At 62.3% G+C, this 26,983-nt stretch carries 29 protein-coding genes; 16 read left to right on the top strand and 13 right to left on the bottom strand.

What is annotated here, in order from left to right; genetic code table 11:
• Positions 1-26: 26 nt before the first annotated feature.
• Positions 27-536 carry an SRPBCC domain-containing protein gene (locus RQP54_RS12175; RefSeq protein ID WP_315678585.1) on the bottom strand — a complete coding sequence of 170 codons (510 nt, stop codon included), beginning with the start codon at positions 534-536 and terminating at the stop codon, positions 27-29.
• On the bottom strand, positions 533-910 hold the full coding sequence (locus RQP54_RS12180) for a metalloregulator ArsR/SmtB family transcription factor (RefSeq protein ID WP_315678586.1): 378 nt from the start codon (positions 908-910) through the stop codon (positions 533-535). Before RQP54_RS12180 ends, RQP54_RS12175 begins: the two co-directional genes overlap by 4 nt.
• 144 nt (positions 911-1,054) lie before the next feature.
• On the opposite strand from RQP54_RS12180, the gene RQP54_RS12185 reads away from it, so the two are divergent.
• The 6 genes from RQP54_RS12185 to RQP54_RS12210 all read left to right on the top strand — a co-directional run bounded on the left by RQP54_RS12185 (position 1,055) and on the right by RQP54_RS12210 (position 4,827).
• Positions 1,055-1,846: an SDR family oxidoreductase gene (locus tag RQP54_RS12185; protein ID WP_315678587.1), complete on the top strand. Its 792-nt coding sequence runs from the start codon at positions 1,055-1,057 to the stop codon at positions 1,844-1,846.
• 1 nt (position 1,847) lies between these two features.
• The gene (locus tag RQP54_RS12190; protein WP_315678588.1) at positions 1,848-2,315 is read left to right on the top strand and encodes a PaaI family thioesterase; all 468 of its coding nucleotides are present in this window, start codon (positions 1,848-1,850) and stop codon (positions 2,313-2,315) included.
• A 68-nt stretch (positions 2,316-2,383) separates the two neighbouring features.
• Positions 2,384-3,322 (top strand): glutathione S-transferase family protein, encoded by a 939-nt coding sequence (locus RQP54_RS12195; RefSeq protein WP_315678589.1) that lies wholly within the window; start codon positions 2,384-2,386, stop codon positions 3,320-3,322.
• 28 nt (positions 3,323-3,350) lie between these two features.
• Complete coding sequence (locus RQP54_RS12200) at positions 3,351-4,259, top strand: SDR family oxidoreductase (protein ID WP_315678590.1); 909 nt, start codon at positions 3,351-3,353, stop codon at positions 4,257-4,259.
• Positions 4,260-4,281: 22 nt separating this feature from the next.
• Positions 4,282-4,584 (top strand): putative quinol monooxygenase, encoded by a 303-nt coding sequence (locus RQP54_RS12205; RefSeq protein WP_315678591.1) that lies wholly within the window; start codon positions 4,282-4,284, stop codon positions 4,582-4,584.
• 78 nt (positions 4,585-4,662) lie between these two features.
• Positions 4,663-4,827: a hypothetical protein gene (locus RQP54_RS12210; RefSeq protein WP_315678592.1), complete on the top strand. Its 165-nt coding sequence runs from the start codon at positions 4,663-4,665 to the stop codon at positions 4,825-4,827.
• A 99-nt stretch (positions 4,828-4,926) separates the two neighbouring features.
• On the opposite strand, the gene RQP54_RS12215 is transcribed toward RQP54_RS12210, so the two are convergent.
• From RQP54_RS12215 to RQP54_RS12230, 4 genes are all read right to left on the bottom strand, one after another.
• Complete coding sequence (locus RQP54_RS12215; protein ID WP_315678593.1) at positions 4,927-5,262, bottom strand: hypothetical protein; 336 nt, start codon at positions 5,260-5,262, stop codon at positions 4,927-4,929.
• A 38-nt stretch (positions 5,263-5,300) separates the two neighbouring features.
• Positions 5,301-5,774 (bottom strand): SAM-dependent methyltransferase, encoded by a 474-nt coding sequence (locus RQP54_RS12220; protein ID WP_315678595.1) that lies wholly within the window; start codon positions 5,772-5,774, stop codon positions 5,301-5,303.
• A 184-nt stretch (positions 5,775-5,958) separates the two neighbouring features.
• On the bottom strand, positions 5,959-7,158 hold the full coding sequence (locus RQP54_RS12225; protein ID WP_315678597.1) for a choice-of-anchor X domain-containing protein: 1,200 nt from the start codon (positions 7,156-7,158) through the stop codon (positions 5,959-5,961).
• A 35-nt stretch (positions 7,159-7,193) separates the two neighbouring features.
• Complete coding sequence (locus RQP54_RS12230) at positions 7,194-8,105, bottom strand: hypothetical protein (RefSeq protein WP_315678598.1); 912 nt, start codon at positions 8,103-8,105, stop codon at positions 7,194-7,196.
• A 305-nt stretch (positions 8,106-8,410) separates the two neighbouring features.
• On the opposite strand from RQP54_RS12230, the gene RQP54_RS12235 reads away from it, so the two are divergent.
• The 3 genes from RQP54_RS12235 to RQP54_RS12245 all read left to right on the top strand — a co-directional run bounded on the left by RQP54_RS12235 (position 8,411) and on the right by RQP54_RS12245 (position 13,027).
• Complete coding sequence (locus RQP54_RS12235; RefSeq protein ID WP_315678599.1) at positions 8,411-10,855, top strand: Tex family protein; 2,445 nt, start codon at positions 8,411-8,413, stop codon at positions 10,853-10,855.
• Positions 10,856-10,948: 93 nt separating this feature from the next.
• Positions 10,949-11,755, top strand: coding sequence for an HDOD domain-containing protein (locus RQP54_RS12240; protein ID WP_315678827.1), 807 nt, complete (start codon positions 10,949-10,951; stop codon positions 11,753-11,755).
• Positions 11,756-11,872: 117 nt separating this feature from the next.
• Positions 11,873-13,027 (top strand): phospholipase, encoded by a 1,155-nt coding sequence (locus RQP54_RS12245; RefSeq protein ID WP_315678600.1) that lies wholly within the window; start codon positions 11,873-11,875, stop codon positions 13,025-13,027.
• Positions 13,028-13,298: 271 nt separating this feature from the next.
• Here the strand turns inward: RQP54_RS12245 and RQP54_RS12250 are convergent, their stop codons facing one another.
• On the bottom strand, positions 13,299-14,435 hold the full coding sequence (locus tag RQP54_RS12250) for an iron-containing alcohol dehydrogenase (protein WP_315678601.1): 1,137 nt from the start codon (positions 14,433-14,435) through the stop codon (positions 13,299-13,301).
• A 54-nt stretch (positions 14,436-14,489) separates the two neighbouring features.
• Between RQP54_RS12250 and RQP54_RS12255 the strand changes: the two genes are divergently transcribed.
• Positions 14,490-15,479: an alpha/beta hydrolase gene (locus RQP54_RS12255; RefSeq protein ID WP_315678602.1), complete on the top strand. Its 990-nt coding sequence runs from the start codon at positions 14,490-14,492 to the stop codon at positions 15,477-15,479.
• Here the strand turns inward: RQP54_RS12255 and RQP54_RS12260 are convergent.
• Together RQP54_RS12260 and RQP54_RS12265 are read right to left on the bottom strand one after the other, a co-directional pair.
• Positions 15,476-16,111 carry a protein phosphatase CheZ gene (locus RQP54_RS12260; protein ID WP_315678603.1) on the bottom strand — a complete coding sequence of 212 codons (636 nt, stop codon included), beginning with the start codon at positions 16,109-16,111 and terminating at the stop codon, positions 15,476-15,478. The genes RQP54_RS12255 and RQP54_RS12260 overlap by 4 nt on opposite strands.
• A gap of 108 nt (positions 16,112-16,219) precedes the next feature.
• Positions 16,220-17,140, bottom strand: coding sequence for a folate-binding protein (locus RQP54_RS12265; RefSeq protein ID WP_315678604.1), 921 nt, complete (start codon positions 17,138-17,140; stop codon positions 16,220-16,222).
• A 71-nt stretch (positions 17,141-17,211) separates the two neighbouring features.
• Between RQP54_RS12265 and mltG the strand changes: the two genes are divergently transcribed.
• The 6 genes from mltG to RQP54_RS12295 are packed head-to-tail and all read left to right on the top strand — an operon-like array spanning position 17,212 to position 21,764.
• The gene (mltG, locus tag RQP54_RS12270) at positions 17,212-18,201 is read left to right on the top strand and encodes an endolytic transglycosylase MltG (RefSeq protein ID WP_409997563.1); all 990 of its coding nucleotides are present in this window, start codon (positions 17,212-17,214) and stop codon (positions 18,199-18,201) included.
• 10 nt (positions 18,202-18,211) lie between these two features.
• A complete protein-coding gene (gene tmk / locus RQP54_RS12275; RefSeq protein ID WP_315678605.1) occupies positions 18,212-18,853 on the top strand; it encodes a dTMP kinase in 642 nt (213 codons plus the stop codon).
• A complete protein-coding gene (locus tag RQP54_RS12280; protein WP_315678606.1) occupies positions 18,850-19,875 on the top strand; it encodes a DNA polymerase III subunit delta' in 1,026 nt (341 codons plus the stop codon). Before tmk ends, RQP54_RS12280 begins: the two co-directional genes overlap by 4 nt.
• A complete protein-coding gene (locus tag RQP54_RS12285; RefSeq protein WP_315678607.1) occupies positions 19,872-20,234 on the top strand; it encodes a PilZ domain-containing protein in 363 nt (120 codons plus the stop codon). The genes RQP54_RS12280 and RQP54_RS12285 overlap by 4 nt, the downstream gene beginning before the upstream one ends.
• Positions 20,235-20,292: 58 nt before the next feature.
• A complete protein-coding gene (locus tag RQP54_RS12290; protein ID WP_315678608.1) occupies positions 20,293-21,105 on the top strand; it encodes a TatD family hydrolase in 813 nt (270 codons plus the stop codon).
• Positions 21,102-21,764 (top strand): ankyrin repeat domain-containing protein, encoded by a 663-nt coding sequence (locus RQP54_RS12295; protein WP_315678609.1) that lies wholly within the window; start codon positions 21,102-21,104, stop codon positions 21,762-21,764. The genes RQP54_RS12290 and RQP54_RS12295 overlap by 4 nt, the downstream gene beginning before the upstream one ends.
• 103 nt (positions 21,765-21,867) lie before the next feature.
• Here the strand turns inward: RQP54_RS12295 and RQP54_RS12300 are convergent, their stop codons facing one another.
• The 4 genes from RQP54_RS12300 to RQP54_RS12315 form a co-directional block, all read right to left on the bottom strand.
• Positions 21,868-22,788 carry an adenylate/guanylate cyclase domain-containing protein gene (locus RQP54_RS12300; protein WP_315678610.1) on the bottom strand — a complete coding sequence of 307 codons (921 nt, stop codon included), beginning with the start codon at positions 22,786-22,788 and terminating at the stop codon, positions 21,868-21,870.
• Between the two features lie 86 nt (positions 22,789-22,874).
• Complete coding sequence (locus RQP54_RS12305; RefSeq protein WP_315678829.1) at positions 22,875-23,777, bottom strand: LD-carboxypeptidase; 903 nt, start codon at positions 23,775-23,777, stop codon at positions 22,875-22,877.
• A gap of 13 nt (positions 23,778-23,790) precedes the next feature.
• On the bottom strand, positions 23,791-25,140 hold the full coding sequence (tadA, locus tag RQP54_RS12310; RefSeq protein ID WP_315678612.1) for a tRNA adenosine(34) deaminase TadA: 1,350 nt from the start codon (positions 25,138-25,140) through the stop codon (positions 23,791-23,793).
• Positions 25,140-26,900, bottom strand: a complete 1,761-nt coding sequence (locus tag RQP54_RS12315) for a GGDEF domain-containing response regulator (RefSeq protein WP_315678613.1) — start codon at positions 26,898-26,900, stop codon at positions 25,140-25,142. The genes tadA and RQP54_RS12315 overlap by 1 nt, the downstream gene beginning before the upstream one ends.
• Between the last annotated feature and the right edge of the window lie 83 nt (positions 26,901-26,983).

Here is a 26,983-nt window from a genome sequence, read left to right on the forward strand (position 1 = left end):
TCCGAAGCGCGTGCGCCTCGGAGTTCTCAGGGAGTCTGCAGCAGCGAAAGGTAGTCCACCAGACCGTCCAGCACGCTTCCCCAGCCCTGGTTCATGCTGGAGTGGCCCGCAAGGAAAGTGGCTTGCTCATCGTCGCTGGCGTCCAGGGGCGCCCACTGGATCGTCAGCAGGGTTCCTCCGTCTTGCTCTGCGAACGTGGTGGTCGAGAGCGTACGCAGAGGCCAGCCGGGGTTCCAGGGGTTGCGGGTCACGCCTCCACTCGCGTCTGAGAAGTGCTGGATCAGGACGATCTTTTCCGGTGCCACGATTTCGCGGAAGTTCCACATGCCCCACAAGGTGCCGCCCCCTTCCAGGGCTTGGCTGTAGTGAAAGGTCTGTCCCACCCGAAAGTCCATGGCACCGTGGGACATGGTCACCCCTTTCGGGCCAAACCAATGCTGCAGATGCTCGGTTTGGGTGTACACGTCCCACACCAGCGAGCGCGGGGCTTTGAGATGGCGAGAAATGACGAAGGGGAGGCCTGTGGTGCTGTTCATGGTTTTCGCTTTCGGCGGGCGGGTTGGAGAGTGGTATCGGACACCGGCTTGGCTTGCAGTTCCGCCAGATAGTCTTCCAGGCGGTCAAGGCTCTGTTCCCAGAACTGGCGGTACTGCGCCACCCAGTCGGCAGCCTCGCGCAGTGGCGCCGCCTGCAGCTGGCAAGGGCGCCATTGGGCTTGTCGGCCCTGGCGCACCAGCCCGGCGCGCTGAAGCACCTTGAGGTGCTTGGTAACCGCGGGCGCGCTGATGGAAAACGGTTTGGATAGCTCAGCGACGGACGTTTCGCCCTGCGACAGTCGTGCCAAGATGGCGCGCCTCGTGGGGTCGGCCAAAGCGGCGAAGGTGGCACTGAGGGGGTCGGTTGCGGGCATCAGCTGATATTAATTCACCGAATGGTTAATTACAAGCTGAAAGCCTGCCGAGTTCTTATCGCCCGTGCGACAAGCCCTCGGTGCGCCCACGGGCACAATCGCCGCTGGACCAACAACCTTTGCCATACACCGGACCGACATCCCATGACACGTACCGTTCAACAGCTTTTTGACCTGACTGGAAAAACCGCCCTGATCACCGGCGGATCGCGCGGCCTGGGCCTGCAACTGGCGCATGCCCTGGGCGAGGCCGGAGCCAAGGTGATGATCTCCTCGCGCAAGGCAGACGAATTGGAAGCCGCTGTTGCCGAACTGCAGGCCGCCGGCATTGACGCCCGCTGGGTGGCTGCCGACTGCGCCAAGGACGCAGACATCGCGCGCCTGGCCGACGAGACACTGCAGCGCATGGGCGACGTGGACATCCTGGTGAACAACGCCGGGGCCAGCTGGGGCGCGCCGGCCGAAGACCATCCCATCGAGGCCTGGGACAAGGTCATGAACCTCAACGTGCGTGGCTACTTTTTGCTGAGCCAGATCATTGCCAAGCGCAGCATGATCCCGCGCAAGCAGGGTCGCATCATCAACGTGGCCTCCATTGCCGGCCTCAACGGCAACCCGGCCATCATGACCACCATTGCCTACAACACCTCCAAGGGTGCAGTCATCAACTTCACCCGCACGCTGGGAGCCGAGTGGGGCAAGTACAACATCACCGTCAACGCCATCTGCCCGGGCTTCTTCCCCAGCAAAATGACCGCCGGCATTCTGAAGATGGCCGGTGAAGAGAACCTGGCGGCCCACGCTCCGTTGCGCCGCATCGGCGATGACGAAGACCTCAAGGGCCTGTGCGTGCTGTACGCGTCGGACGCTGGCAAGCACATCACCGGCCAGTGGCTGGCGGTGGACGGTGGCGTGAGCGTCGTTACCGGAGGATGATTTGTCAGCCAATTTGTTCGACAAGGCCGTCGGTTTCGGGGTGGACATCCCCTTTGTCCGCCACCTGGGCTTTGTGCTCACGTTGTTCGAGGGCGGGCGCTCGGAAATCCGCTACGAGGCGCTGCCCGAGCACCTGAATTCGTTTGGCGTGACCCACGGCGGTGCACTCATGACCTTGCTGGACGTGAGCATGGCCACGGCTGCGCGCAGCATCACGCCCGATATGGGGGTGGTCACCATCGAGATGAAGACCAGCTTCATGCAGCCGGCACTCGGCCCGCTCACGGCCCACGGCGAACTGATGCACCGCACCGCCACCATGGCCTTTACCCAGGCTACCGTGCGCGACGCCCAGGGCAAGGCCTGTGCCCACGCGACCGGCACCTTCAAGTACGTCAAGCGTCTGCCCACGGGTGCCAAGAGCGTGCAGGGCCTGCGTACCCCGGAAAGCGGCATATCTACCGACTGAATTGGCACCTGACCCTCACAGATATTGCGTAGGCAGCTACCAAAACCATAGCGATTGAAACGAGCACCATGGCAGACATCATCCTCCACCACTACCCGGCGTCGCCGTTTTCGGAAAAGGTCCGCCTGATCCTAGGCTACAAGGGCCTGGCCTGGAAATCGGTCATCGTCCCGTCCATCGCGCCCAAGCCCGACGTGGTGGCGCTCACCGGTGGCTACCGCAAGACGCCGTTCCTGCAGATCGGGTGCGACGTGTACTGCGACACCGCCCTGGTGGCCCAGGTGCTCGAAGACATCCAGCCCACACCCAGCCTGCGCAGCGCTACCCAGCCGGAAGTCGCCACGGTGCTGGCCCAGTGGGCCGACTCCACCTTGTTCTGGGCTGCCTTGGGCTACAGCTTCCAGCCCAAGGGGGCGGCAGGTTTCTTTGAAGGTGCGCCGCCAGAAGCCGCCGCCGCCTTTGCACAGGACCGCGCTGCCATGTCAGCCGGCATGACGCGCCTGCGCCCCGGCGATGCCGCCACGGCCTACCGTGGCTACCTGCAGCGCTTGGAAGGCATGCTGGGCCTGAGCACCTACTTGCTGGGCGCGCAGCCCTGCATTGCCGACTTCTCTGCCTACCACGGCCTGTGGTTCACGCGCACCTGCACCCCGGCGTTGGCCTCGGTGTTTGCGCCGTTTCCCCACGTGACGGCCTGGATGGACCGCATGGCGGCCATCGGCCACGGCTCCATGGAAAAGATGAAGTCGCAGCAAGCCATTGAGCTTTGTGCCAATGCCGCCGCACCAGCCGCCTTGCCCACTGGTGCCTTCGTGGACGACCATGGCATTGCCTTGGGCTCGCAGGTAAGCGTCAGCGCCGAGTCCTTTGGCCAGGAGCCCACCACGGGTGAGCTGGTGGCCGCCACGGCCGACCGCTTCATCCTGCGCCGCACCGACGAACGCGCGGGCCTGGTGCACGTGCATTTCCCCCGCATCGGCTTTGTGCTGCGCAAGGCCGAGCGCTGATTTCCACCTTTCCATTGGATACCAAACCATGATCACCGACTTCCACAACAAGACCGCCGTATTGACCGGCGCCGGTTCCGGCTTCGGACTGGAGTGCGCCCGCATTGGTGCCAAACTGGGCATGAACCTGGTGCTGGCCGACGTGCAGGCCGACGCCCTGGAGCGCTCCGCCGCCGAAATGCGTGCTGCCGGTGCCCAGGTATTGGCCATGCAGGTGGACGTGTCCAAGGCCGAGCAGGTGGATGCGCTGGCCGCGGCCACCCGCGAGCGCTTCGGTGCCCCGCACTTCGTGTTCAACAACGCGGGCGTGGGCTCGGCCGGCCTCATCTGGGAAAACACCCTCAAGGACTGGGACTGGGTGCTGGGCGTGAACCTCATGGGTGTGGTGCACGGCGTGCGCGCCTTCACCCCCATGATGCTCGAAGCCGCCGCCCAAGACCCGGCCTGGACCGGCCACATCGTCAACACCGCCAGCATGGCCGGCATGGTGAACATGCCCAACATGGGCATCTACAACGTGAGCAAGCACGCCGTGGTGTCGCTCACCGAAACCCTGTACCAGGACCTGGCGCTGGTGACCGACCAGGTGTCGGCCAGCGTGCTGTGCCCGTTCTTCGTGCCCACGGGCATCCACCAGAGCCATCGCAACCGCCCCGAAGGCATGGCGGAGGAAAAGCCCACCCGCAGCCAGATGATTGGCCAGGCCATGTCCGAAAAGGCCGTGACCAGCGGCAAGGTTACCGCCGCCGAGGTAGCGCAGATGGTGTTCGACGCCATTGCCGCCAACCGTTTCTACGTGTTCAGCCACCCGCAGTCGCTCAGCAGCGTGCAGACCCGCCTGGAAGACGTGATGCAGATCCGCAACCCCAGCGATCCGTTTGCCTACAAGCCTTCGTTGGGCGCGGACCTGAAGAAGGCCCTGCGTGCAGCGGGTTGAGACGCCTGCGGGAGGTGATGCCATGGTCGTAGTGCTGGGTAGTGTACTGGTGCGGGAAGGCTGCCTGGCCGAGGCGCAGGCCGTCAGCCTGGAGCACGTGCGCCGCTCGCGCCAGGAGCCGGGCTGTATCTCCCATGCCGTGCATGTGGACTGTGAAAACCCGAATCGGCTGGTGTTCGTCGAAGAGTGGGTCGATGACGCCACACTGCAGGCGCATTTCCGGGTTCCCGCGTCGCGGCAATTCGTGGCGGACCTGACGCGCTGCGCCGCCCAGCCGCCCGACATGGCGCTGTACCGGGCCGAAAAGCTTCCACAGCGCTCTTGATACCACCTTTGCCCGCCAGGGCCGATTAGCAGGTAAAATGGCGGGTTTTCGACCACCAACCAACATCAGGACAAGAAAATGGGCAACAAGATTGTTACCGAAGCCGATCGCAAAGCCACTCCGCGCCCCGTGCCCCCGAACGGCACCAGCATCCCCACCCCCGGCCGTGGCCAACGCGTCAGCCTGGAGCGCGGTGTTGCCACCCGTTCGAAGAAGAACCCCGGCAAGCGCCACGGCAAGTAATGCATGGCTGACACCCGTCCTGCACGGGTGCCGCTGAAACAACAAAGCCCTCCATGCGAGGGCTTTTTGTTTTGGCGAAGGCGGTGAACCTGCTGGCGGCTACCGATGGCGCTGGGGCCGCAGTTTCTTCGTCAGCCACCAGAGGGCGCCCGCGAATGGGACAGACCATGCAATCCCCGAGCCCACGATGAAGATGGCTGCATTGCCGTAGGTACCGAACCCGCCGCCGAACACGAGCGAACCATTGAGCTGGATGTACAGCCACACCCCCGGCCACAGCACCCAGGCCAGAACGCTCTCGTTCCGATACCCGAACTCGGGCGAGACCAGCACGTACGCCACGGTGGAAACAGCCAGCCCTAGAAGAAGGGCGCCGACCCCACAGCGAACCAAGGCCTTGCGCGCTTGGCTTGAATCAGCATTGAGGTTCGACATCGGGTTGTCTCCGTAAGCCATGCATGGCTGCCCAGTTCCTAGGCCTGCCTGGTCAGCCAATAGTCGCGCATCAGTTCGAGCGCCCACGTCGGCTGGCGCACTTGCTGGCGCGGCAGGAACTCCACCATCACGGGTTTGATGTCCAGTACCGGCGTGCCATCGATGGCGTCGAGCTCAGCCACTACCAGCCTCGTTCCCTCTACGCGCACTATGCGGCAGATGGTGCTGCCAATCCGGTTCGGTCGGTTCTTTCCGCGCTGTGCAAAGATGCCCACCGCCGGCCATGCAGGGTTGTTGCGCGGGTGCCGCGCGCCGGATACCACCTTGGCCGGATCTACCGCGTGAAAGAGGAACAGAACCTCCACATGCGAGAACGCCTCCAGCCCTTGCAAGGCTTCCGCGCCGAAGCCGTCCGTCAGCCGGATGCACGCCTCTTCGCCCCCCCAGAAGTCGTCCTCGGCGTGCGGCCGAACACCTTCGACAAAACCGATGGCCTGGACCGATGCATGCATTGCGATACCTCCATGTGCGAGATTCGAAACCAAAGCCGCGCCGCTTGTGGCAGCGAGCGAGCCTCATGATAAGCACCAGGGCGTGGCGAGCAGTCGGTTTGGCCGATGGGGGACGAGAGCAAGACAGATGGCTGTGACTGCCGATATCAGGGAGTGGCGCCGTGGTCGTCGATTGGCTTGCCGTCTACTGCAACCGGTTCAACGCGTCCAACGCGGCCTGCATGTCCTTGCCGTATTCGCGCAGATAGCGTTCACGCTCTTCGCTGCTCCACTCTGCAGCCGAAAAGCTGCTGACGGCGTAGCGCTTGCTGGTGATCACCACGCCGCTCTGGCGGGCCATCATGGCGCGGTCGGGGAAGGCGTTTTCCTTCAGCAGGAAGCCGTCCACATCCACCAGGCTCAGGGGGAAGGCAGGGGCCTTGTCGCGGATCAGGGCGCCGAACAGGTTGAGCTTGAATTCCTGCATGCCCACTTTCACTTCGTCGTTGAACTGCAGCAGGGCAAAGGGCTTGCCGTTGGCGTCGTACACCCGGCCGCTGACCACGTAGCGTCCGGGCTCGCGGATCTGGGCCTTGAGGTAGAAATTCAGCGAACCGTTTTCCTGCACCTCGCGGGCACCGACCCAGGTGGCGGGAACGTTGGGGCTGTAGATTACGTCGAACGCGTAGGCACCGGTTTCGCCGTTGGCGCTGATCTGGGCCAGGATGCGGATGGTGCCCGCGTACGCAGCGAAGCCTTGCGTGGAAGGCGTCAGCCGGGCAGTGTACTTGCCGTCGCGGGCCGAGATATCGGGGGCCACGCCGTCGTCATTGAATGGCACTTCGGCACTGATGAGCGTAACGGGCGTGCTGGTATCCGCCACGGTCTGGGCCTGTGAGCGGGTAATGCTTAGCGGAACGGGGCGGCCACTGTCATCGGTGGCTTCGATGCTCACCAACACCGATTCGGCACCGCTCAGGAATACGCGGTCCTGGCTGGTACGCAGGCGAATGCCTTTGACCCCCTTGCCGCTGGCGTCGCGCAGGGCCTTGAACTCTTCCACCGGTGCGAAGGGCTTGGTCTGGTCGGCGTGTTCGGAGATGGGGCGCGAGTCGTGCGGGTAGCGCGTGGCGTCGCGGTACGAGGTGTAGACCTGGGTGGCACGCTCGTAGCGTTCACGTGCCTGGCGCAGCTGCTCCTGGCGGCTGGCAGACCCAAAGGTGCTGACGGCCGCTGCAGCACCTGCGCCGGTGTCCGCAGCAGCATGGCGAGCGGCCGACGTGGCCGGTGCCGTGCTTGGCTCCAGCCCGACTGTTCCCGCATCCTCCGCGGGAAGCAGCCACCAGCCGAGCATCACGGCAAGCACCGCGCCCCCGCCCAGGGCGGCCCACGTCGATCTGCGCATTCAGGCTGTCCGCTGCTGGAGGTGCGGCTGGACGGTCAGAGCGCGTTGGCGGCCATGTTGGCGCGCACCAGCGAAACCACGCCACCCCAGTTGCCGTTGGTGTAGTGGTTGTAGGCCTCGTTGTCATCGCGGAACTTGACGCTGTGGTAGGCCCACTTGGTGGAACCGCCTTCATTCGCGGCAGTACCCAGGTTCAGGTCGTTGCACCACCAGTCCGAAGGGTTGCACAGGCTCTGGCCACCGCTGCCCGACACGCCGCCCGAGGAGTGGTAGGCCACGGCCTCGTCGTCCTGGCCGGGCAGGGTGCCGGAGTAGAGCGTGCCGCTGGCACCGGCGTACATGTAGAACCACTTGGCTCGGGTCTGGTTGTGGTCGTACATGGCGCGGGCGGTGGCGGTTTTCAGGTCGGTGGTCAGCGGGTCGGAAACGGCCCAGCTGCCGATGTCGGCCAGTTCGCTGCCGCCACCGGCCCCGGCGGCGATGTTCACCCACTTGATGTTCCAGCCGGTTTGCGTGCCGCCCGCGTCACCGCACACGCCGCTGCTGTTGGGGGTGGCGTTCTTGATGTTGCGGGTGCTGCCGCCAAACAGGGACAGGGCATAGCCGGTCTGCAGATTGCCCGCGGAGTGGGCGGCGATGTAGCACCAGTTGTTGCCGGTGCAGAAGCAGTCCAGCGCATCACGGATGCGGTAGTTCTGCAGCGAGATCTTGTTGTAGCCGTCCCAATTCACGGCCTTCTTGTTCACCCCGGCGGCGATGGAGGAGGGGCCCCAGTAGATGAAATCTGCGTAGTTGCCGTATTGGGCACTGGAGTTGCTGCGGCCATTGATCCAGAGCGAATAGTTGGTGGCGGATACGGCTCCAGCCAGGCCGAGCAGGGCGATCAGCAGCCCGGCAGCGAGGCGGCGACGGGAATCGGAAGAGCGACGAAACAGGCCAAGCAGCATGGGAGTCATCCTTTGTGAAATGGGGTTGTCGGTACCAACGAAATGAACTGCACGCGGCATTGTCCGGAAGTGTTCGTTTTGATTCCATTAGGGATAACCCGTTTTCGGATGTTTTCCAACGATGGGTGTTTAAATCCCATGATTCGCGCCTTTACCCAGCTCCCTGGTGGCTGTCCCGGAGGCTTAAAAACGAACGGAAGCGCGCCGACCAACCTGGGCCGTGGCTGTGGCACACTTGCGGCCTTTGTCGTCTGGGCCCGTTGCGGCCACCCCGCTTTTTTTCGCGTTCGTTTCTCTCCCCCACCATGCAAAAAATCATCGCGCAGATTGCGCAGGAGCTCAGTGTCCGTCCCGCACAGGTTGAGGCGGCCGTTGATCTGTTGGACGGCGGCGCCACCGTGCCCTTCATCGCCCGCTACCGCAAGGAAGTAACGGGCGGGCTGGACGACATCCAGCTGCGCGAACTGGAAGTGCGCCTGGGTTATCTGCGTGAACTGCGCGACCGCAAGGAAGCGGTCATCAAGAGCATTGAAGAGCAGGGCAAGCTCACCCCCCAGTTGCTGGCAGCCATTGCCGCTGCCGCCACCAAACAGGAGGTGGAAGACCTCTACCTGCCGTTCAAGCCCAAGCGCCGCACCAAGGGCATGATCGCCCGCGAAGCAGGCATCGAGCCGCTGGCCGACGCCCTGTTTGCCAACCCGACCCTGGTGCCCGCCGATGAGGCGCAGAAGTATGTGCTGAAGGACAAGACCGAGGCCGGCGACGACTTCACCACCGTGCAGGCCGTGCTGGATGGCGTGCGCGACATCCTGAGCGAGCGCTGGGCCGAAAACCCGGCCCTGGTGCAGGCGCTGCGCGAATGGCTGTGGCAGGAAGGCCTGCTCAAGTCCACGCTCATGGCGGGCAAGGACGAGAACAACGCCGACGTGGCCAAGTTCCGCGACTACTTCGACTACGACGAGCCCATCGGCCGCGTACCCTCGCACCGCGCCCTGGCCGTGTTCCGGGGCCGCGCGCTCGACATTCTGGATGCCAAGCTGGTCGTTCCCGAGCCAGAGTCAGCATCAAATCCAGCCTCTGCCCGCACGGATAGTGCGCAGGCAGCTACCAATTCCGTAGCGAAAACGCGCCCGGCACCGGTGGTGAGCCTGGCCGAAGGCCGCATTGCCTTGCACCTGGGCTGGAGCCACCAGGGTCGGCCTGCCGACGACCTGATCCGCAAGTGCGTCGCCTGGACCTGGAAGGTCAAGCTTTCCCTGTCCACCGAGCGCGACCTGTTCGCCCGCCTGCGCGAGGACGCGGAAAAGGTGGCCATCAAGGTGTTCGGCGACAACCTGCGTGACCTGTTGCTGGCGGCTCCCGCCGGCCCGCGCGTGGTGATGGGCCTGGACCCTGGCATCCGCACCGGCGTCAAGGTGGCGGTGGTGGACGCGACGGGCAAGCTGGTGGACACCGCCACGGTGTACCCGCATGAACCCAAGCGCGACTGGGAAGGCAGCCTGCACACCCTGGGCAAGCTGTGTGCGAAGCACAGCGTGAACCTCATCGCCATCGGCAATGGCACTGCCAGCCGCGAGACCGACAAGCTGGCCGCCGACCTGATCAAGCTGCTGGCCAAGATGGCGGCGCAGGCGGGCGCCCCCGAAGTGAAGGTGGAAAAGGTGGTGGTGAGCGAGGCCGGTGCCTCGGTGTACTCCGCCAGTGAATATGCCAGCCAGGAAATGCCGGACGTGGACGTGAGCCTGCGCGGCGCGGCTTCCATTGCCCGGCGCCTGCAGGACCCGCTGGCCGAGCTGGTGAAGATCGACCCCAAGAGCATCGGCGTGGGCCAGTACCAGCACGACGTGAACCAGAGCGAGCTGGCGCGCACACTGGACGCGGTGGTGGAAGACTGCGTGAATTCGGTGGGGGTGGACCTGAACACCGCTTCCGTGCCGCTGCTGAGCCGCGTCTCGGGCCTCTCGGGCACCGTGGCCAAGGCCGTGGTGCGCTGGCGCGAGGCCAACGGCGCTTTCAGCAGCCGCCAGGACCTGATGAAGGTAACCGGCCTGGGTGCCAAGACCTTCGAGCAGAGCGCGGGATTCTTGCGCATCCGTGGCGGCAGCAACCCGCTGGACATGACGGGCGTGCATCCTGAGACCTACCCGGTGGTCGAACAGATTCTGGCCAAGACCGGCAAGCCGATTACCGAGGTAATGGGCCGCACCGACATGCTCAAGACCCTCAAGCCTGAGCTGTTCGCCAACGAGCAGTTCGGTGTCATCACCGTCAAGGACATTTTTTCCGAGCTGGAGAAACCGGGCCGCGATCCGCGCCCGGACTTCAAGGTGGCGCGCTTCAACGATGGCGTGGAGGACATCACCGACCTCAAGGAAGGCATGATCCTGGAAGGCACCGTGAGCAACGTGGCCCAGTTCGGCGCCTTTGTGGACCTGGGCGTGCACCAGGACGGCCTGGTGCATGTGAGCCAGCTGAGCCACAAGTTCGTGAATGACGCCCGCGAGGTGGTCAAGACCGGCGACATCGTCAAGGTGCAGGTGCAGGAGGTGGACGTGGCCCGCAAGCGCATCAGCCTCACTATGAAAATAGGAGCTGCACCCGCCGGTTCATCGAGGGCTGGAGGCCAGAAAGCGGGGGACAACCGGTACCAGGGTCCAGCCCGCGGCGAGCGCCAGGTGGGCCGCTACCAGGACAGCGCACCCGCCGGTGCCGGTGCCATGGCCGCCGCATTCGCCAAACTCAAGCGTTGATAGGACGGTCGCAGCACGAAGGTGACTGCGCTGCGCTGCAGTCCGCGTGATAATGCCGCCATCACCACTACGGGAGCGTTGCCTGTGCCGGGCCTGAGTCTGAAGGAGTTGCTGCAACAGCCGTTTCATGTGCCCAGCGTCCCGCGCGTGGTGGCGGTGCTGCTGACCGAACTGGAACACCCGGTGGCGGACCTGCGCCGCATCACGCAGCAGATCAGCACCGACCCGGCATTGACCTTGCGCCTGCTGCAGTGGGCCAACGCCGAAAGCGTGGGCCTGCGGGGCCAGATCAGCAGCGTGTCGGAAGCCCTGGCGCTGCTGTCGCTGGCCGACGTGAAGAAGGTCGCCAAAGAAGCGGCTGCTGGCGCCACGCTCAAGGCGGTGCCCGGCATCAGCCTGCCGCAGTTCTGGACCTACAGCCTCAACGTGGCCAAGGTCTCGCGCTCCCTGGCCGCCGTGGTGCGCCAGAACCAGCAAGCAGCCTTTACCTGTGGCCTGATCCATGGGCTCGGTGAGTTGGCGATGCATCTGGCCATGCCCGAAGACATGGCCGCGCTCGATGCCAAGGTGAAACCCCTGGACCTGAAGCGCGCCAAGGCCGAACGCCAGCAATTCGGCTACTGCTGGGCCAGTGTGGGCGCCGGATATGCCCAGGCTTGGGGCCTGCCGCAGACCCTGGTCGATGCGCTGGAGCACCAGTACGCTCCGTTCGAGAACGATGTCTACGAACCGCTGGCCGGCGTCATCCACCTGGCCACCTGGCGCGCCCGCTGCAAGGAAGCCACGCTGGACGACCGCGAGATGGCGGTCACCTTTCCGGGTTTCGTTGGCGAGGTGCTGGGCCTGGACATCGACATGGTGCTGCAGCAGGACCCCTTCGACTGGGCCGCCCACACCTAATCCATCCCTAAACCAACCGTGCCGTCGTTGCTCAGCCTTGTCGTACATCGTGTACTGTCTGCGGCTTCACGCCTAGGCACGCATGATTTAGGAATGGATTGACTTCACGTATTTCCCATGCAAGCTCTGCACATCCACGCGGGCCCGAAGGCGCGCGAACACATCGCCCGCTGCGGCCTTGCTCCCTCCCACGTCACCACCATTCCGGGCGCCGCGGGTGGCCCCAAGGGGCTCATCCTCGGGCCGCTCGACCGGTTCCTGTTCGGGCAGTGGTTGCCGCAAAGCTCGCAGCCGATTGACCTCGTGGGGGCTTCCATTGGGGCCTGGCGCATGGCCACGGCATGCCTGGACGAGGCTGTGCAGGCGTTCGCGCGGCTCGAGCACGACTACATCCACCAGCACTACGACCTGCCACCGGGGCAGAAACGCCCCACGGCGAACCAGGTGAGCGAAACCTTTGGCGAGAACCTGCGCGCCTTCTACAGCGGACGGGTAGGGCAGGTGCTGCAGCACCCGCGTTACCGGTTGCACATCGTCACCTCGCGCGGTCGCCACCTGCTGCGCACCGAGCACGCGCTGCGCACCCCGCTGGGCTACCTGGGTGCCTTTGCCACCAACGCCGTGCACCGCAAGGCCATGGGGGCCTGGTTGGAACGGGTGGTGTTTTCGGCGCCACAGGTTGGGGGAGGGGCCGCACCACTGCCCTTTGGAACGCAGGACTACCGTACGCGCCAAGTGGCGTTGTCCGACGCCAACTTCAACGATGCGCTGCAGGCCAGCTGCTCCATTCCCTTCGTGCTGCGCGCCGTGCACAACATTGCGGGCGGGCCGCCCGGCGCCTACTGGGACGGCGGCATCACCGACTACCACCTGCACCTGGATTACCCCAGCGCCCCGAAAGCCAAAGCAGCCGCTATGGAAAATGCAGCGGCTCACGCAATGAATTCGCGGGCTACAGCCGAAAATGGCATTGTTCTTTATCCGCATTTCCAGCAGGCGGTGGTGCCGGGCTGGCTGGACAAGAGCCTGCGCTGGCGCCACGGCTCTACGCACTTCCTCGACACCATGGTGGTGCTGGCCCCCAACCCCGAGTGGGTCAAGACCCTTCCCAACGCCAAGCTACCCGACCGCACCGACTTCACCCGCTTCGGCCCCAACCTGGCCGCCCGGGTGCAGGCCTGGTCCACCGCAGTGTCGGCGGCCCAGCAGCTGGCGGACGAGTTTGCGCAGTGGCTGGAGCAGCCCGACCCGGGCCGCGTGCTACCGCTTTAGGGCCTGTTCACATCAATTTCCAAAGGTGCGTTGCAATCCAAAAAGTCGGTGCGCAAGGCGCAAAACGCAGCCGGGGTTGCTCCCCCGGCAAGGCTTTGCAACGCCGCGTGCGGGCTTTTTGGTGCAACCCTGCGGGAAAGGGGTGAAAACAGAGCCACTCGGCGTTGCACTCCTTGCCCAGACGCCCAGTCTGGGCTTCGTCGTGCGCCTTGATTACCTCTGTTTTCACCCCTTTCGCACTTTGGAAATTGGTGTGAACAGGCCCTAACCCTCACATCGATTCCAGCAGCATCTGGCGGTAATCCTCGGCGGAGGCCAGGCGCGGGTTGGTCTTGTGGCAGTGGTCGGCCAGGGCGCCGGTAATGACGGCATCGAAATCGGCCTCGGTGACCCCCAGCGCAGCCAGCCCGGTAGGCAAGCCCAAGCGGGCATTCATGTCGCGCAGGGCCGGGGCGACATCAGCGCCACCGGAAAGGCCCATGGCATGCGCCATGCGCTCCAGCCGCTTTTCACTGCATACCGAGTCGTCGGTGGCATTGAAGCGGACCACGGCGGGCAGGAACATGGCATTGAGCGTGCCGTGGTGCAGGTGCGGGTTCACGCCACCCAGTGCATGGCTCAGCGAGTGCACGCAGCCCAGTCCTTTCTGGAAGGCCATGGCGCCTTGCATGCTGGCGCTCATCATCTGGCGGCGTGCCTCGCGGTCGGCACCATTGCGAGTGGCGCGCTCGATGTGGGCCCAGCCACGCTCCAGCCCGTCCAGGGCAATGCCATCGGCGGGAGGGTTGAACGCCGCCGACATGAAGGTTTCCATGCAGTGCGCGATCGCGTCCATGCCGGTGGCAGCAGTCAGCATGGCAGGCAGGCCCAGCGTCAGCTCCGGGTCGCAGATGGCGACCTTGGGCACCAGATGCCACGAATGAAAGCCAAGCTTGCGGTGGTCGTCCACGATGATGATGGCGCCGCGCGCCACCTCGCTTCCCGTACCGGCGGTGGTGGGCACCGCAATGATGGGTGCCACGGCCTCGGTGATGCGGGGCGAGCCGCCCTCGATGGTGGCGTAGTGCGTGAGCGGCCCCGGGTGCGTGGCGGCAATCGCCACGCCCTTGGCGCAGTCGATGGCCGAGCCTCCGCCCACTGCCACCAGTCCGTCACAGCCCTGCGCCCGGAACAGTTCCGCTGCGGCACGCACCGCTGCTTCGGTGGGGTTCGAGGGGGTCTGATCGAAGACGGTGCAGGGCAGGGGAGCCAATGCGTCCAGCGCCTTCTGCAGCACACCGGCGGCACGGATACCGGCATCGGTCACCACCAGGGGCCGCGTGATGCCCTTGGCCTGGCACTCCTGCTGCAGCAAGCCGACTGCGCCGAAGTCGAACTGGATTTGCGTGATGTACTGGATCAGTGCCATGCGGTTCCCCTTTACGATCAAGACTCTGGCAATGTAGCAGCAGCCCTATCTCCCATGAGTCACCAAAATTACCACCACCGCAACCCTCGCGCGCAGCTGACCCCGGCCATGCGCAAGGTGCTCGACGCCATGGCCCGCGCCGCCCACGTGCCGCTGCATGCACTGACCCCGCAGCAGGCCCGCTCGGCCTACACGGCTGGTGCCGACGTGCTGGAACTGCCCAAGCACCGCCTGCAGCGGGTGGAAGACTTGCTGATACCGGTGCGGGATGGCACGCATATCGGTGCCAGACTGTACGCGCCGGACAACGGATCGCACGGGGTGCTGGTGTACTTCCATGGCGGCGGCTTCACCATCGGCAGTGTGGACACGCACGACGGGCTGAGCCGGCGCCTGAGCCACCTGGCGGATTGCGCAGTGATTTCCGTCGACTACCGGCTGGCCCCCGAACACAAATTCCCCACCGCCTTCGAAGATGCGTGGGACGCCCTGTGCTGGGTGCGGCAAGAGGCCGGACGCCTGGGCTTGGACGACCAGCGTCTGGCCGTGGGGGGGGACAGTGCCGGAGGTACGCTGTCGGCCGCCTGCGCGATTGCGGCGCGTGATGCAGGCCTGCCGCTGGCGCTGCAGCTGCTGTTCTACCCGGGCTGTGCCGCGCACCAGGACACGCCCTCGCACCACACCTATGCCCAAGGCTTTGTGCTGGAAGAGCCACACATCAGCTACTTCTTCAACCACTACATCCGCACCGCCGCTGACCGCGACGACTGGCGCTTTGCCCCGCTCGATGGGCGCACGGAAGCGGGGCACGAAGCGGAACTGCACGACGTGGCGCCTGCCTGGATCGGTCTGGCCGAGTGCGACCCGTTAGTGGATGAAGGCGTGATGTATGCGGATCGCCTGCGCATGGCGGGGGTGGCCGTGGATCTGGAAATCTACCGCGGCGTGGTGCACGAGTTCATCAAGATGGGGCGCGCCATCCCCGAGGCGCTGCAGGCCCACGCTGACGCTGCAAGGGCACTGAAGCAGGCCTTTGGCGGCTAGAACCCGAGAGACGCCAGCAGGTCGTCCACGTCACTCTGCTGCAACGCCTTGTCAGCCAATTGCGGGCCTTCGAGCACGTGGTCGTCGACGCTGGCCGGGCCGCGCAGTGCCTCCTGCACACTGGCGCTGGCCGACTCGGGTGCGCTGTCGATCAGCAGGTGCACCAACTGCATTTCGGTGCGGTTGATGATGTCGATGACTTTCTTGATCACCTGGCCGGAGAGATCCTGGAAGTCCTGCGCCATCATGATGTCCGACAGGGCATTGGCCTGGCCTTCGGCAAACTGGGCCGATTGCTTTGCGTATTTGGAGCACACGATCAGCAGACCACGGGCCTTGTCCACTGTCATGGCGGGGTCTGCGGCCATGCGCGCCAGGGACTCGCTCAGCTCGATCCCGCGGCTGGAGAGGTCGTCGCACTCGGGTTTTGCGGTTTCCACCAGGGTAAGCACCTTGTTGGCCGCGTCTTCGGTCATCTTGCCGACATAGGCCAGTCGATCCCGCGCATCCGGGATTTCGGCCACGATGGTATTGAGCTGGTTGCCACCCAGGATGGTGAGCGCCTCATGCATTTCCCGGGTGATGGCACCCAGACGCGCATAAGCCTCTTCCTTGCTGATGGGAGTTGACATGGAACCTGCCCCTTTTTAGACGGTATTTTCGTTAGCTTAGCACGGCTGGTGCTGCATTACTGGCACCAATTCCGCTGTAGGAAGCCCTTTTGGAGCCACCGTCTATCCTCAGACATCGGCCAGCAGGGAATAAGGCAATGCCAATAGTTCAATCTGCGCGTCCGGATACTCTGCCGTTGCCAAGGCCTGGCCCTCCCACTGGGTCTGCAGGCACAGCAAGGCCACCCAGTGGCCCGCACGCTCGACGTCGGGCGCTGCGGCGGCTACCGTGCCCGCACTCTGCTGCGGGTCGTCGCGGAGCAACACTTCCTGCCCCGGCTGCAGCGGCACGGCGCTGCGCGCCAAATAAGTGCGACGCTTCAGTGTGCCGCGGAACTGGCTGCGGGCGACGACCTCCTGCCCCGGGTAACACCCTTTCTTGAAGCTCACACCGCCGATCGATTCGTAGTTGAGCATTTGGGGCACAAACAGTTCGATGGTCGAAGCCTGCACCCAGGCCACACCGCTCAGAACTTCACTGCACTCCCAGACTGCCACTTCCATATCCGCGCCATCCAGCAGAGAGGGAGCGACGTGCACCTGCCGGGCCAGCCCTTGGCTGGGGTAGAGACACACGATGTGGCCTCCGTCCGATGTGGCCCAAGCCTGCCAAGGCGCGGTGGCTTGCGCCTCGGGGCTGCTTTGGCACGCGTTGCCGAGGCGGCCGTACACGGTGTAGTTCGCGCTCTCATCAGTGAGGCGAACTTTGGAGCGCATCACAAACATCTGCAGGCGTTTGAGTGTGGTGGCCAGCAAGTCACGGGCGACCAGCAACCAGACGTCGTCTTCGGCGCGCTTGATGGCAATGAAGCTGGCCAACATACGCCCCTTCGGACTGCAGTAGGCCGCCATTCGCGCCTGCCCTGTTGGCAGCAACACCAGATCGTGGGTCAGTTGCCCATGCAAAAACTTCACGGCGTCTTCGCCGTGGGCCCGGATCAGACCCCAATGGTCGAGCTTGGAAATGCCGTGGTGGTGAAACTCATTCATGCGCGTCGTGCTGCAAAAGCTGCCTTCAGAAGCCTGAATTATGATTGCAGCCCCTTCCCCCTGGTGACGCTGTGGCTCTTTTCCGATTGTTCCTTGTTGCGCTGATCGCCGTCTTGCTCGCGGCACTGGCGGCGGTGTCATGGCTGGGAAGTCCCATTGGCCAGCCAGGCCGCACGCTGGACCTCAGCATTGCCCCAAAGACAGCCTCGCAGCAGGTGGCACAGCAGGTAGTGCAGGCGGGTGCCAACGTGAATCCCACCCTGCTGTACGCCTGGTTCCGGCTTTCCGGCCAATCGCGGGCGATCAAGGCCGGCAGCTACGAACTGGAAAGTGACATCACCCCCCGCCGGCTATTGGAAAAGCTGGTCAACGGGGAGCAGGCGCTGCGCAGCGTTACCGTGGTTGAGGGGTGGACGTTCCGCCAGCTGCGTCAGGCATTGGCCCAGCACCCCGAACTGCGCCACGACACTGCCCAATGGACCGACGCCGCCATCATGCAGGCGCTTGGCAGGGGAGGGCAGGCAGCCGAAGGACGTTTCTTCCCAGACACTTACCGGTTTGCCAAGGGCAGCAGCGATCTCGCCGTACTGCAGACGGCCCTGGCAGCGATGGACGAGCAGTTGCGTCTGGCTTGGGGTGGGCGAGCCGAAGCCAACGTCCTGCAAAGCCCCGACGAGCTGCTGACGCTGGCCAGCATCGTGGAGAAAGAGACGGGGGCCGCTGCGGACCGGGGACAGGTGGCTGCAGTCTTCCATAACCGGTTGCGCATCGGCATGCGTTTGCAGACCGATCCGACCGTGATCTACGGACTGGGGGAACGATTTGACGGAAATCTGCGCAAGGCGGACCTGCAGCGTGACACACCGTACAACACCTATACCCGTGCAGGGCTGCCCCCCACTCCCATCGCGTTGCCCGGCAAGGCTGCGTTGGTGGCAGCGGCCCGTCCCGATGGGAGTTCCGCCCTGTACTTTGTGGCCAAGGGAGATGGGTCCAGCCAATTCAGCACCACGCTGGAAGAACACAATCGCGCCGTCAACCGCTACCAACGTCAACCCTGAGCGAACAAGCATGCAGCCCGGAATATTCATCACCATGGAAGGCATTGACGGTGCCGGGAAGTCGACCCACATCGAGCGCCTGGCCACCCTTTTCCGGACACAAGGCCGCACCGTGGTGGTTTCGCGCGAGCCAGGCGGCACACCGCTGGCTGAGAAAATCCGTTCGGTCCTGTTGGCCGAGCGGATGGACAGCCTGTCCGAAGCGCTGCTGATGTTCGCCTCGCGCCGCGAACACATCGTCGACGTGATCGCTCCCGCGCTGCGCCGTGGCGAAGTGGTCATCAGTGACCGCTACACCGACTCTTCCTTTGCGTACCAAGGGGGAGGGCGCCAGTTCGACACCTCCAAGCTCGACACCCTGGAGGCCTGGGTTCAGGACGCTGGCGCCGATGTGCAGGCGGTGGTACCGGACTTGACCCTGTGGTTCGACCTGCCCGCGGAGGTCGCGGCCGCACGGCTTTCCACCGCCCGTGCCCCCGACAAGTTCGAGTCGGAGTCGGTCGCGTTCTTCGGCCGTGTCATTGCGGCGTATGCGCGTCGGCAACAGCAAAACCCCAGCAGGATTGCACGCATTGACGCCCACCAGTCTGTCGAGGATGTCTGGCAGCAGGTACTTCGCACGATTCAGCAGCGCGGGTGGGGCGCCCCATGAGCGACAACCACTCTGAAGGCGTCCTGCCGCCATGGTTGATTGCGCAACTGGAGCGCTTGCTGCCGCAAAATGGCCACGCCTGGCTATTGCACGGGCCTTCTGGCCTGGGGCAGTATGAATTGGCTTTGGGCTTGGCGCAGGCATGGTTGTGTGAACACCCGACGCCAGTGGGGGCTTGCCACAGGTGCAGTAGCTGCCACGAAGTCGAGGTGCGCACGCATTCCGACCTGTGTGTACTGATGCCAGAAACAGAGCTGCTTGCGCTGGGATGGCCCTTGTCGGAAAAAGCCCAATCCGAAATCGACGACAAAAAGCGCAAGCCCAGCAAGGAAATCCGTGTCGAAGCGTTGCGCGACGCGATTGAGTTTTCACAGCGTACATCCGCAAAAGGGCGCGGTAAAGTCGTTTTACTGTTTCCTGCGGAGATGATGAACCATGTCTCCGCCAACGCCCTGCTCAAGACGCTCGAAGAGCCCCCGGGAGATACCCGCTTCGTGTTGGCAAGCCGAAGTGCCCACCTGCTGCTGCCCACCATTCGCAGCCGTTGCATGACCCACACCATGGCGTTTCCGCCAGACGCACAGGCCCGCCAGTGGTTGATCGAGCAGGGTGTGGCATCGCAGGATGCCGGTCTGTGGCTGGCGGCATGCGGACAGCGCCCGCAAGATGCGCTGGCCTTGGCGCGCGAGGGCGCTTCCACAGCCAGCTGGCTGGCTTTCCCACAAGCCATGCGGGCCGGGGATGTGACCATGGTGCGGGAGTGGAGTGCCCAACGCCTGGTATCGACCTTGCACAAGCTCTGTCACGATCAGATGGCTCTCTGCATAGGGGGCGCACCACGGTTTTTCCCCGCATCTTCACTCGTCGAAGGATGCACGATGGCGCGACTATCCTCTTGGTCCAAGGCCTTGAACACTTCCATGCGTTCGGTGGAGCACCCCTACAACGCTGGTTTGATGCAGGAAGCGCTTGTGAATCAGGCGCGTTTGGCTCTACACTCAGGTCGCAAGAGCGCACCATGAGTACACCCGCACCCGTTTCTGCCCGCCCCAGCGTCATCCAGCTCTCCATCAAGGAGAAAGCGGCGCTGTATGCGGCATACATCCCCTTGTTTTCCGATGGTGGCGTCTTCATCCCCACCACCCGCGACTACCGCTTGGGCGACGATGTGTACGTGCTGTTGTCACTGCCGGAGGACAACCAGCGTTACCCCGTAGCAGGAAAGGTGGCTTGGGTAACACCCGCACGTGCTGCAGGTGGCAAGGCACAGGGCGTGGGCATCACTTTCCCCAAGGACGAAAAGTCCCGTCTTCTCAAGCTGAAGATCGAAGAGATCCTCGGTGCCCACTTGGCATCTGAGCGTCCTACGCAAACCATCTGAGGTCAGCCGCGTCGGCCGGCACCTTTTTTCGCACCGTACCACTACGGTCTTCTCCCGCATGTTCACAGACTCCCATTGTCATCTCAGCTTTCCCGAACTGTCGGGCAATATCGCGACCTTGCGCGAGCGCATGCACAGTGCCCAGGTAACACGCGCGCTGTGCGTTTGCACCACGCTGGAAGAATTCGACGACGTTCATCGACTCGCATTGCAGTATCCCGAGCTATGGAGTTCTGCGGGGGTCCATCCGGACAACGAGGGCGTTCGGGAGCCCGATGTCGAAACGCTGTGTCAGCTCGCGTCTCTTCCAAGGGTGATTGCCATCGGCGAAACTGGCTTGGATTACTACCGACTGAACGGACGCACTGTGGCGGACATGGAGTGGCAACGCGAGCGATTTCGCACGCATATCCGCGCTGCCAGACTTTGCCGCAAGCCCTTGATCATCCATACACGAGGCGCCAGTAGCGACACCTTGGCGATCCTGCGGGAAGAGGGCGAGGGAGAACACGATGGCCGCCAGGCCGGGGGCGTGTTCCATTGCTTCACTGAGTCCTTGGATGTGGCTCGTGCAGCGCTCGACTTGGGCTACTACATTTCCTTTTCGGGAATCATCACGTTCAAGTCGGCGCACGAGCTGCGCGAGGTGGTCGCCTTTACGCCATTGGACCGATTGCTCATCGAGACCGATAGTCCCTACCTCGCACCGGTTCCCCACCGAGGCAAGACCAATGATCCGAGCCTGGTGCCATTCGTTGCGCAGCAGGTGGCAGACATCAAGGGTATCTCAGTGGCAACGGTGGGTGAACGAACATGGGCCAACTTTGATCTCCTGTTTCAGCCCGTTATTTCGGAACATCCGTCGCTATGAAACGTCGCTACTTTTCCGCTGGACTGCTGTCACTGTTGCCTTTCATCGGCTCCATTGCAACTGCTGGCTCGTATGACGATTTCTTTATTGCCTTGCGGCAGGACAATGACCTGGCTGTTGCCAACTTGCTTGAACGAGGATTCGACCCCAACACAATCGATCCCGCTGGCCAGTCGGGCCTGTTTCTGGCCCTGAAAATTCGTTCTGTTCGCTCCGCGCTGGTTTTGGCCAAGGCTCCCGCCACGGTGATAGACGCGCGCAACGCTCAAGACGAAAGTCCGCTGATGCTCGCAGCACTTCGAGGGTACGTTGACATTTGCCGCCTGTTGATTGAACGGGAGGCCGATGTCAACAAACCGGGATGGACGCCGTTGCACTACGCTGCAACCGGTGGTCACGCTGCGGTTGTCCGCCTTTTGTTGGACGAACATGCCTACATTGATGCTGAATCCCCAAATGGCAGTACGCCGTTGATGATGGCTGCGATGTACGGGACACTGGAAGTGGTGCAATTGCTGGTTCTTGCCGGCGCAGACGTAACACTCAAGAATGAGCTCGGTCTGAGCGCCCTTGACTTTGCCACGCGTGCAGGAAAGCCCGACACGGTGGCTTACCTTGAAACGTTTCTGCGCCAGGCTCGCACCGGCGGCACGTGGTAGTGGATTGGCGATGGGGAAAACGCGGTCGACTTTCTTTGTATACTTTATACGATGTATATTATGTTAATAGGCGTCCTATTAATCGCCTGCAAACTATCAGCGTCTAACTAACCTTGAAGCGAACCACAGGAGCATCGCTGTCCGAAAAAGTCGCGCCCAGTACCAATATTCCCTGCCCATACAACACACTGGAGCTGCGACGAAGCAAAATATCAGCGCGACTCGGCGCATCCGAGAATCGGATCCAGGTGCCATAACTGCTCAAGTCTTCAAGCACGATGGCACCGTTCTTCCACAACAGTTGTGCATGCGTTCTGGAAACACGCGGGTCAGGAACAACCAGACGGTTCGTCTTTACCCGTCCGATGCTTACCGGGAGATCAAACGCATGAAAGGTCTCCTGATGACCATTCCAGTGCAACTCGATCTCTTTCCCAATCGAATCGCCTGCAGACTGCATCTGATCGGGGTCAAATTGCCCAAGGACAGTCATCAGTTCGGTTGCCGCCTCAGACTGCCACTCCACCTGAAAAACGGAACATGGTTCGACACGGCCACGCACGGCAATGGTCCCAAGAGTTCGACAACCGTACGACAGCTTGCCATTCACCGCATCGAGAGTGGACAAATTGATCCAGATTTGATTCGGTCCGCACAAGTCGCATAGCCGTGATGCAACGTTCACCGCATCACCATAGCAATCTCCCTGCACCCACTCCACATCACCAGAAGAAATGCCGATCCGCACTGGCATACGGTGGGTATCCGACAGAGCGGACAGCCGCTGTTGATGATCGCGCTGAATGGTTACCGCCGCTTCAATAGCTTGCAGGGCATCGTCGAAAATCGCCAGCAGGCCGTCACCTAGCGTCTTTACCACTTGCCCTCGATGGGCCTGGACAATGCGACCAATTTCGGTATTGAACCCGGTCACCACTTCGGTTGCCCGGGCGTTGCCCAAGGACTCAAACACCGCTGTGCTGCCGTGCAAATCAGTAAATACTACGGTTTGGTTACGCGGCATTCGTGGACAAGAATGAATACGAAAGTTGAATCAAGACCATTGGGCGCATCGTACCTTGAATAGGCCCATTTGGAACACTGGGCGACCTATTCGTCACCCCAAACAATCAATGCATCGCGCCCTTCTACCACCAAGTCAACCCGTTTTCCGAACGGAAGGAGCACCTTCGTTGGGACATGGCCGAACGGCAAGTTCGACAGCACAGGCACCGAAGTCTGCGTACCCAGCCATTCCAACACGCTGGCAAGTTTGAATCCGCGGTCATGGTAGCTCAGCTGATATCCCGTGAACTGCCCCATTACGATTGCGCGTTGACGACCCAATATGCCCGTATGCAATAGTTGGGTAATTTGCCGCTCAATCCGATAGGGGTGCTCACCGACGTCCTCCAGAAACAGGACCCCACCATCGATTGATGGCATGTACGGAGTGCCAACCAGGGCACACAGCGTGGCCAGGTTTCCGCCCCAAAGCACAGCATCCTTGATCATCAGCGGAGACCGCGCTTGAGGAAGACGCCATCCACTGCCCTCCCCCCGTCGTTGCACAAGATCGGCGAAGCAATCGACCATGATGTCATCGGGCTCCTCGACGCCGAATGACTCGCATAGCGCGGGGCCCGACCACGTCGTCGCCCCGGTCTGGGCAAACAATGCCAATTGAAGGGCAGTGAAATCACTGAAGCCGACGAATCGGGTTCCTCGGGCAATCGCTTGCGACAACAATTCGTATGGGAGGCTGGGCAGAAGTCGAGTCAAGCCGTAGCCGCCGCGGGCAATCAAAGCGATGTCGGCACCACTTTCGGCCGCCCTGGTGACAGCCTCCAAGCGAGTCTGGTCACTGCCGGCAAACCGTTGGCTACGCGACAAGGCGTCACGATCCACCTCGACGCGATAGCCCTGTTTCTCAAGGAAACGTACGCCGCGACGAAAGGCCGCTCGATCACGAACGGCGCCTGAGGGAGAGTAGATGTAGATATGTGGAGCCATGAAAAGCGACGGACTAATGCATCTGAATACGTGGAAGATGGTCACGGAACAGTACCTCAGCCCACGGGACCGATCGCTGCGCCGCTTGCATCACGGTGCATTGTTTGATGCTCCAGCGAGCCAAGAAATCCGTGTTGGCGGGCGAAGGTTGCAGCCCCTCGATTATCACTGTCACACGCAGACTACTGGAACCCTTGGAATCCGATCCGGCGTGGCACTGGGCGCCTGATGATTGCCCGGTTTCATGACGTTGTCCCAACCAACGTAACAGACCTTTCGCATAGCCAACATCGGGGTATTGCGCCTGGATCGCTTCTGGGAGCTGATTGTCCCCCCTCAAGAACGCTAGCGCACGCAGCAGTTGGCCCAGAGATCGTGGAATGCGACCCTGTGCGTCCCCGAGGTCATCGGCAACATCGATCATGGGGTCAGCGAGCACCACCTGAAGGACCGATTCCGCCCTTCTGTGCGCAAGCTCCATAGCCAGCGAACAAGCAGAACGACAGGCCAGCAAAACCACGGGCGACGTGGCAAAGCGATCCAGGATTTCGCCGAGCACATTCAATTGGTAGCTCTGATCGAACTCCCATCCAGACTTACTCTTGTCGCTTTGACCATGACCTGGAAGGTCAACGCACATTAGCATCACATCCGCGGGCAGGTCCTCCCGCAAAAGGTCCGCAAATTGCCACGCCCATTGCCCGATGGAGTGCAGGCACAGCAAAAGCCTGGCAGGAGGTTCTGAATCTGTTCGCTGTCCCTTGGCCCAGACGTGAACCCGCAACCCTTGGGCAGAACTAAGATCATCCACGACCAACCCTTCTGCCCCTGGAACGTATTTGGCCAACAACGAGTCCGAAGGCATGCGCAAGGCATCTTCACGGACACGCCGACGTTGGAACGCATGGTGAACCCGCAGGTCACGGAAATAGGAGCGCAGGACATCCGAACAGGCGTCCGCCAACACGCCGCCATGTACAACACAATGGGGGTTCAACCTTTTATCGGTATCAAGCCCAACCACGGATCCACACGCACCGCCCTTGGGGTCGGTTGCGCCAAAGAACAGCGCGCGAATCCGGCTGTGAAAAATTGCTCCCATGCACATGGGACAAGGTTCAAGTGTGACGTAGAGTGTGCAGTCGTTAAGGCGATAGTTGCCTTGCATCTTCGCTGCTGCCCGAAGTGCGACCACCTCTGCATGGGCCGTAGGGTCGGATTCGGATATTGTGCGGTTGTGCCCTTCTCCCACAATGGTTCCGGTGCTGTCCACAACCACGGCCCCCACGGGCACCTCACCGACAGCCGCAGCCTGATGGGCCAATTCCAACGCCCGGGCCATGTAGCCCGAATGGTCGACCATTACTGTGATTGCTTACGGGCGGCGACCCACTCAACAAATTGGTCAGGAAGAAGCGGCTTGGCATACAGGTAACCCTGACCTTCATGACATCCAAGCTGCCGCAATTGCTGCGCCTGACGTTCTTCCTCGATACCCTCGGCAATCACAGTCAGCTTGAGATTGCGCCCCAGTTCAATCACCATGGCTGCAATGTGCCCGCCAGTTACTTCTTGCGTCAATTCATCCACAAAAGCCCGGTCAATCTTCAGTCGATCAATTGGCAGTTGCCGCAGGTGGCTCAACGAGGAGTAGCCGGTTCCGAAGTCATCAATGGCAATGGAAATTCCCAAGCGCCGGATCGAATGCAGGGTTTCGAGCATGAAGTCTGCATCTTCCATCGCCACGGTTTCAGTGATCTCCAGCTCCAATTGCCGAGGATTGATCCCTGTATCCTGCAGGGCGCTTTCAAGCTTCTGCATGAAATCGGGATGACGGAACTGCATCTGCGAAACGTTGACCGACATCCGCAAATCCGGGAGTCCCAACCCTTGAAAGCGTTTGAGTTCGTGGCACGCCATCCTCAGAACCCAATCGCCAATGGCGACAATCATCCCGGATGCTTCTGCCAAGGGAATGAAACGATCTGGCGGGACAAAACTGCCATCCTCACGCCGCCAACGGATCAAAGCCTCCACACCGACGATTTCTTCCGATCCGAGAAGCACCTGCGGCTGGTAGACAACAAAAAGCCGCTCTGCTTCTACCGCCTGGCGGAGGTTCTGCAATAAGCGGACGCGCTCGCGTATGTCGGACCCCATCTCAGAGGAGTACACGACATAACTACCCCTGCGGTTCTTCTTCGCGCGCTTCAGGGCGATATTGGCATCCTTGAGAGCATCCCGTCCACCAATATCGGCACTCAGTTGGCGCGTCATTCCCAAGGTCGCGGTGACGACCATCGAATCGTCCTGCACCTGAAACGGTTGTCGGAAGAGCGAGAGGACGCGTACAGGCTCCATGACAGACGCTGGCCCCATCAATGCGAACGTGTCGCCACCGATCCTTGCCAAAATGACTTCGGCTCCCAATTCGGTTTTCAAACGCTCCGCTACCGACTGAAGCAATCGGTCACCTTGTTGGTGTCCGAGTGCATCATTGATCTCGGAAAAATCGTCGATGTCGACGATAGCGATCGCGTCGTTTTCACAATGTCCGGCCTGGAGGCGGGCATCGGCAAGGTCAAGGAACTTGTTGCGATTCGGGAGCTTCGAGAGTCTGTCGTAAAACGCTAGCTCATCAAGCTTGCGGATCTGCTCATAGGCACGCAAAGCAGCGGTAACGGTCGCATACAACTTGGTACGGGTGAGCTCCGACTTGGTCTTGTAGTCATTGATATCGAAATCGTGGATCGTTTCGATTTCCGGTGCGTATCCCGGTTGCCCGGTACGCAAAATGATCCGCACTTCTTCCAGGCGAAAGTCCTGGCGGATGGTCTTGACCAGCTTCAGCCCGGCATCTTCCCGCTCCATGACGACGTCAAGGAGGACAACCGCAATGTCATGCTCCTTGCATAGCATCTGGGTGGCCTCTTCGGCCGAGTAGGCATGAAGGAACTCTAGACGCCTTCCGAGAATCTTGACACCTGACAGTGCAAACGTCGTCGCCCGATGGACATCGGGCTCGTCATCAATCACCATCAAACGCCACACCGGCTCCTTGACGGAGACGCCATCTGCGTCATCATCAAGAAAATGAAGAGCATCCGACTCAGCATCCATCATGTATCACACCCGCGCGGTATTGCATGCGGCCATTTTGCACCAAAGGAATGTGGGTTGTGGTAACGGATAGCTGATTTTGCGCT

The organism is Curvibacter sp. APW13 (assembly GCF_032337135.1).
In the GTDB taxonomy this organism is placed as follows: domain Bacteria; phylum Pseudomonadota; class Gammaproteobacteria; order Burkholderiales; family Burkholderiaceae_C; genus Allorhodoferax.